This is a genomic window from Proteiniborus ethanoligenes (assembly GCF_900107485.1).
Taxonomy (GTDB): domain Bacteria; phylum Bacillota; class Clostridia; order Tissierellales; family Proteiniboraceae; genus Proteiniborus; species Proteiniborus ethanoligenes.
In genome coordinates, this window is the sequence record NZ_FNQE01000054.1 from 1 (window position 1) to 7,104 (window position 7,104).

6 protein-coding genes and 1 pseudogene are annotated in these 7,104 nt (G+C 36.3%); all 7 read left to right on the forward strand.

Translation table 11 applies throughout. The annotated features are described in order from the left end of the window. Window positions 1-101 precede the first annotated feature (101 nt). Entirely contained in the window at window positions 102-1,082 is a 981-nt protein-coding gene (locus BLV37_RS14510; protein WP_091733109.1) for a xanthine dehydrogenase family protein molybdopterin-binding subunit, read from the forward strand. Window positions 1,083-1,101: 19 nt separating this feature from the next. After that, a complete protein-coding gene (locus tag BLV37_RS14515) occupies window positions 1,102-2,160 on the forward strand; it encodes a PTS sugar transporter subunit IIC (protein ID WP_091733112.1) in 1,059 nt (352 codons plus the stop codon). A 304-nt stretch (window positions 2,161-2,464) separates the two neighbouring features. Next, window positions 2,465-3,361 carry an NAD(P)-dependent oxidoreductase gene (locus BLV37_RS14520; protein WP_091733115.1) on the forward strand — a complete coding sequence of 299 codons (897 nt, stop codon included), beginning with the start codon at window positions 2,465-2,467 and terminating at the stop codon, window positions 3,359-3,361. Beyond that, complete coding sequence (locus tag BLV37_RS14525) at window positions 3,325-4,770, forward strand: L-serine ammonia-lyase, iron-sulfur-dependent, subunit alpha (RefSeq protein ID WP_244270565.1); 1,446 nt, start codon at window positions 3,325-3,327, stop codon at window positions 4,768-4,770. Before BLV37_RS14520 ends, BLV37_RS14525 begins: the two co-directional genes overlap by 37 nt. A 16-nt stretch (window positions 4,771-4,786) precedes the next feature. After that, entirely contained in the window at window positions 4,787-5,992 is a 1,206-nt protein-coding gene (locus tag BLV37_RS14530; RefSeq protein ID WP_091733121.1) for a 3-isopropylmalate dehydratase large subunit, read from the forward strand. 4 nt (window positions 5,993-5,996) lie between these two features. Beyond that, window positions 5,997-6,521 carry a LeuD/DmdB family oxidoreductase small subunit gene (locus BLV37_RS14535; RefSeq protein WP_091733123.1) on the forward strand — a complete coding sequence of 175 codons (525 nt, stop codon included), beginning with the start codon at window positions 5,997-5,999 and terminating at the stop codon, window positions 6,519-6,521. Next, window positions 6,514-7,104: pseudogene (locus BLV37_RS14540) on the forward strand (cobalamin-dependent protein); the annotation flags it as partial. The gene BLV37_RS14535 and the pseudogene BLV37_RS14540, both read left to right, overlap by 8 nt.

Below are 7,104 nucleotides of genomic sequence, written 5' to 3' on the forward strand. Positions count from 1 at the left end.
AGGATATCTCGATTAAACATTGTAATTAAAATTAAATAAAAATAAATATGCTTAGACACCTGAAAATCTGGGTCTAAACATATTATACGAGGTGAAGTAGAATGAAGAAAAGAGGAACTGGTATTGGATGTATGTGGTATGGAATAGGTAATACAGGACTACCAAATCCAGCTGCCGCATTTGTCGAAGTTCATGGAGATGGAACTGTAACCGCATTAGTTGGATGCGCTGATATAGGTCAAGGCTCTACAACCGTAATGGCTCAAATTGTAGCTGAAACATTAGGAGTTAATTATGAAGATGTATATGTGATTTCTGCAGACACTGGAGTTACACCAGAAGGCGGTGCTACATCAGCAAGTAGACAAACTTATATTTCAGGTAATGCATGTTATTTAGCAGCAAAAATGGCAAAGGACACTTTAGTAAATGTAGCTGCAGATATGCTTGCAGTTAGTCCAGAAGAAATTGAGTTTAAAAATAGAGAAGTATATGTATTAGGAAATGAAGAAATCCAAATGACTTACACTGAGTTAATGGGGGAAATGAAAAAAAGAGGACTAATAGCCCTTGGAAGTGGTTCCTTTAATCCTGATACTACAAGCTTAGACCCTGTAAATATGCAAGGTATACCTTATGCTTGCTATGCATTTGCTACACATATAGTAGAGGTAGAGGTAGATACAAAAACAGGAGAAGTACAAGTACTAAAAGTAGTTGCAGCACATGATGTAGGACAAGCAATTAATGAACAAATGGTAGAAGGACAAATAGAAGGTGGAGCTGCTATGGGAATGGGCTTCGCATTATTAGAAAAGGTTGAAGTAGAAAAAGGAGTAATCATTAACCCAGGATTCTCAAAATACCTAGTATATACTGCTATGGATATGCCGGAAATATATCCGATTATTGTTGAAGATCCTGTTTCAACTGGGCCTTACGGTGCTAAGGGAATAGGTGAGCCTGCACTAATACCAATAATACCAGCAATTATAAATGCTATACATGATGCTATTGGAGTTAGGTTTACTGAACTACCTATAACACCTGAAGCTATAATAGAAGCACTAAAAAACAAATAACAAAGAGGGGGAAAATTTAATGAGTCAAAATGGAAGTAAAGAAAACCAAGCACCAAAGCAAAGCTTTTTAAAGAGAAAGAATATTGAAATCTCTGTAAAAAGATATTTAATTGATGCTATGAGTTTTATGGCACTAGGTCTTTTTTCATCATTATTAATTGGTACTATTATGAATACCCTAGGAAGCAAATTAGGTATCCCGTTTTTAAGCGAAGTTATATGGCCTATATGTAAAGATATGACAGGAGCAGCAATAGGTGTAGCTGTTGCATACGGTTTACAAGCACCACCACTTGTATTATTTGCATCAGCAGTAACAGGTGCAGCTGGTAATGCACTAGGTGGACCAGTTGGTGCATTCCTTGCAGCAGTAATAGGAGCTGAATTAGGTAAAATAGTATCTAAAGAAACAAAAATAGACATTATAGTTACTCCTGCTGTTACTATTATAGCTGGTGTTCTAGTTGGCTCAGTTGTTGGACCTGCTGTAGGAGCGTTTATGACAAGCGTAGGAAAACTTATTATGTATGCTACAACTCTACAACCATTCTTAATGGGAATATTAGTTTCAGTTATAGTTGGTATGGTATTAACACTTCCTATTAGTAGTGCTGCATTATGTATGATGCTTGGACTTGCAGGATTAGCTGGGGGAGCTGCTACTGCTGGATGCTGTGCACAAATGGTTGGCTTTGCTGTAATGAGCTTTAAAGAAAATGGATGGGGTGGACTTGCAGCACAAGGATTAGGAACATCTATGCTTCAAGTACCTAACATAGTTAGAAACTGGAAGATTTGGATTCCCCCAACACTAGTTGCTGCTATTACTGGACCTATGGCAACATTAATATTTAAAATGGAAGGAACTCCAATGGGTTCTGGAATGGGAACTAGTGGATTTGTTGGACAATTTGGAACAATAGAAGCTATGGAAGCTGCTGGTAAGGGTGGAGCAACAATGTGGATAGGAATTTTAATATTACACTTTATAATACCTGCAGTTCTTACTCCAATAATAGCTAATGTAATGAGAAAAATGGGTTGGATTAAGGAAGGCGACTTAAAGTTAAACTTATAATATAAATTTGAAAAAGTTGATAGAAGTGCGTAAGAGCACTTCTATCAACTTTTAAATATGAAATTATTAAAATAGATATTTCAAAAATGAACAACCGTTTCAAATATGCAATGCTACGTGATGGGATTTTATGAATGTTAGAGGAAAAACCTTTTCAACCATTTCAAAAATGAAAGATATATAGTGTAAATATTATAAAATTAGGCTATTTAATGGGTTAAAAATTGGCACGAAAATTGCTATGTATTATGTATGTAAGCATAGAGAATATATATTAAAAGATATTTTAAATAGGAGGGTAAACATGAGAGTTGGTTTTATAGGCTTAGGAGTTATGGGAAAAAGAATGGCCATTAATGTGCTAAAGGGTGGATACGAGGTAAAGGTGTCTGATCTAAATAAAGAAGCTGTAAAAGAGCTAGTAGATTTAGGAGCTAAAGAAGGACAAACGCCTGCTGAGGTAGCTAAGGATGCAGATGTTGTACTTACTTCTCTTCCAAATTCAGCTATAGTAGAAGGCGTTGTTTTAGGAAAAGATGGTGTTCTTGAAGGAATAAAAGAAGGAACAATAATAGTTGATTTAAGCAGCATCACTCCAAAATCAATTCAAGGTATTGCAAAAAAAGCTAGTCAAAAAGGTGTAGAAGTACTAGATGCACCAGTAAGCGGTGGAGCAGCAGGAGCGGAAAAAGGAACTCTTACTATTATGGTTGGTGGAAACAAAGAAGCATTTGAAAAGGTTCTTCCAATATTAAGCTGTATAGGTACAAAGGTTAATCATGTAGGGGAAGTAGGTGCTGGAGATACAGTTAAGCTAGTAAACAATTTATTATTAGGAGCAAATATGGTTGCCGTTGCAGAAGCTTTAGCTTTAGGAGTTAAGGCAGGACTTAAGCCAGAGATATTATACGATATAATTAGCCAAAGTTCAGGTTCTTCCTATGCATTGACTGCTAAATACAATAACTTTATTGCAAAGGGTAATTTTGAACCAGGCTTTATGATAGATTTACAATATAAGGATTTACAGCTTGCAGTAGATACAGCAAAGGATTTAAAAATGCCTCTTATAATAGGTAACTTATCACAACAAATGTTTGAAGCTGCAAGAGCAAAGGGATTAGGAGCTGAGGATATTTCAGCAGTATTAAAGCTGTATGAAGATTGGGGAAATATAGAAGTAAGAGAGGAGCAGAAATAATTATGGATTTAAAAGCTATGATTGAAGAGAAAATGCCTCTAACTCTTGGGGAAATAATAGAGATTGCAGATGAAAAAAAGATTAGATTTGTAGATGTAGTTCTTGCTGAAGCAGAAATTCAAACAGGAAAAAGCAAGGAAGAAGTATTAGAAGAAGTATTAAAGGAATTTGACCACAACTTACATGCAATTGAAGTTGGACTAACTACAGGAAGCAGTTTATTATTAGGTACAACCGGTTCAGAGCTAAACAATATGGAAGGATTCAGATTATTTCAAGACGAATTTGTAGATAAGGCTTTAGTGTATACAATAGCCGCTCAAGTAGGCAATCATGGTGTAGGGTTAAATCCATGTGCAGGTACTGGAGACTCTTGCCCATATACAGGCTTTATCAAGGCTATGTTTGACACAGGCTATGAAAGAGAAAGAGTAGCAGAAATTGCTGCTATGATATTAAAAATTGGTGCTATGTTTAGAGTTGGAAAGACTACTACAGGTTGTAACATGGAAGGGTATGGTGCAGGCTCAGCTGCAATTGCAGCAGCACAAGTTGAGTTATTAGGTGGAGGCCCAAGAGATATTGAGCGCGCAATGGTTATAGCCATATCTCCTACAATAGGAGTACCTTGTACACCTAGAGTTATGGTGCCTGCTCTATGTGCAACTCATATAGGTGGTGCCATATTAAATGGTACACTATCAGCAGGATTAGCTGTGAAGACTAATATAGAAGTTAATGTTCCTATAGACGTAATGCTTGCTATGGCAGCTGAAATTCATCCAGTAGCAGCAAAGGCATTAGTGCCTACAGTAGTAGAATTTATGCAACCATTCTTTAAAACTAAAGAGCCTGTTGAGAGATTGATAGCTCAAGCTATTAAAGATGAAGAAAAAGCTCATATTGACAATACTCTAGTTAAAGCTAAGGAAGTAGCTAAAAAGCTAGCTAAGGGTGCAAGACCAATTACTAATACACTTGGAGAAGCAGTTGTAGGTGGTAGTAGCCAAGCTGTAGGCTCTCCAACTAACACAGGAAGAATAGCTCATTATTTAGCTAAAGGAAAAATAAAGAAAGTTAAAATAGAATTATACCCAGAGCTATTTGCACGTAGAGGAATAAATGTACCAGGAGTATTAATGGGAGCAGTTTATGGTGCATCTACAGCAGACGGGAAAATGTATAAAGAGGTAATGGAATTAGTTGAAAAAGAAGGAATACAGGTTGAAATTATAAAGGACGAGGAGTACCAAGTTCAAAGAGTTACAATAGAAACTGATGAAGGCACTTTCATGGTAGATGCATTAAACAGAGGTGGAGGAAGATTAGTTCTTAGAGATGCTACTCCATCAAAGGAAGATGCTGTTCAGATAGCAAACAAATTAGGCATAGTGCTAGTTGAAGCATAGAAAGAAGGTGAGACAAGTGAACATTATAGAAAGAATTATTGCAAAAAAAGCAAATAAGACTAGTGTTAAGGTAGGGGAAGAGCTAAGTGTGAAGGTTGATCTAGCAATTGCTCACGATGTAACAGGACCCTTAGCAGTTGACCAATTTATGAAAATAGGTGTAGACAAAGTCTTTGATAAAGATAAAGTGGTTTTCGTTATGGACCACAATATTCCTTGCTCATCTGTAGACTCTAGAATTCAGCATAGAACAATACATGAATTTTGTAATAAATTTGGTGCAAAGGTATATGGGAGAGCAGAAGGGGTTATCCATCAGGTTATATGGGAAGAAGGACTATACAAAAAAGGCGATATAATTGTAGGGGCAGATTCTCATACTTGTACTGCAGGGGCCTACGGAGCTGTGGCTATACCAGTAGGCTCAACTGAAATAGCAGCGGTTATGGCACTAGGAGAGCTAGATTTAGAAGTTCCTGAAACATATTTAATAAATATTGATGGAGAATTAAACCCTGGAGTTTATGGCAAGGATATTATTCTATATGTAATTGGTAAATTTGGAACAAATGGATTTACAGATAAAGCAGTTGTCTTTAGTGGAAGTACTATACTAGGCTTAAGCAATGAAGAAAAGATGACAATCTCTAACATGATGATAGAAATGGGAGCCATGATAGGATATATTCATCAAGGAGATGAAGAAATAGGTGAAGTGAAGGAAGTATACAATATTAGTGCTTCTGATATAGTACCTGTAGCCGCATGTCCATCATCACCAGGAAATGTAAAGCCTATTAAGGAAATTGAAGGTCAAAAAATTAACCAAGCAGTCATTGGAAGCTGTACAAACGGAAGGTATACAGATATGAAAATAGCAGCTGAAGTATTAAAGGGTAGAAAAATAGCTCATGGAGTGAATATGGTAATAGTACCTGCATCTAAGAGAATATTAGATAAAATGGAAGATGAAGGTTTGACTAAAATATTTAGAGATGCAGGAGCAGTAGTTACAAACCCAGGCTGTGGCCCTTGCTTTGGAGCACATCAAGGATTGTTATCAAAGGAAGATGTGGCAATATCTTCTACAAATAGAAATTTCCCAGGAAGAATGGGACATAAGGAAGCGAAAATATATTTAGCTTCTCCTAGAACAGTAGCAGAAAGTGCAGTAAAGGGATATATTACAAGCCCAGGTACTGTAATTCCATTGGAGGGTTAGTTATATGAACAATATAAAAGGTAGAGCATTTATGCTAAATGAAAATGTAGATACAGACCAAATACTTCCTGGATATGCTATGAGCTATCCAGTAGAAGAGCTAAAAAAGGTTACACTAAGAGGAAGTATAATACCAGACTTCCCAGAAAAAGTTCAGCCAGGAGATATTATAATTGCTGATGATAACTTTGGCTGCGGCTCAAGTAGAGAACAAGCACCTGTTGCACTTAAAAGCTCAGGAGTAAGTATAGTAATAGCAAAGTCCTTTGCTAGAATATTTAGAAGAAATGCAATAAATATAGGACTTCCAGTAGTGACTTGTGAATATATAAAAGAAATAAAAAATGAAGCAAAAGAAAATGACGAATTCCAAGTAGACTTAGTAAATAATACAATAACTAATTTAAGAACAAAAAACCAGTATGAGTTAAACAGATTATCACAAACTACATTTGATACTCTTCAAGCAGGTGGACTTATAAATAAAGTTAGAAATATACTTCAGGAAAGAGGTGCAATTAATGGCTAAAATGAGACCAAATACAGAAAGAATAATAAGAGAAGATATAGACAGAATAAAAGCATATGAAAAAGCCTTTGGTGTAAAAATGCCATATGTAGATGAAAATGGACAGGTTCAAGGCTTACCTGATGCATATCCAAGAGAGGTTAATGGAGTAGTTCGTAGCGGATATAGACTTACTGAGCTTGGAAGACAGGCGGTTGAAACTGGTAACCCTATTTTAAACCCGATACTAGGAAGAAACAGTGCTGAAGAAACTTATAATGAGTCAAAGCATATGTATGATATGGCTGAAAAGCTTGGCATAACACTATTTCAATTCGTACACTCAGAGGCTACAAGACATATTGACCCATTAGATGGTATAGAGCTTATAGAGCAATCAAGAGGCAAGGGTGGTATTACTCCTGCTGGTGAAAGAGAATTTGTTCAAATAGGTGGAGGTTCAAAGCATCCTATAAGAATAAATGCAACAGGAGATACAACACATTTAAACGTGTTAAATGCATTAATAGCTGGGTTTGATGGTACAGACCTAGGCCCGGTTATCCACGTACACTTTGGTGGTAGAGGAATACATGACTTTAAA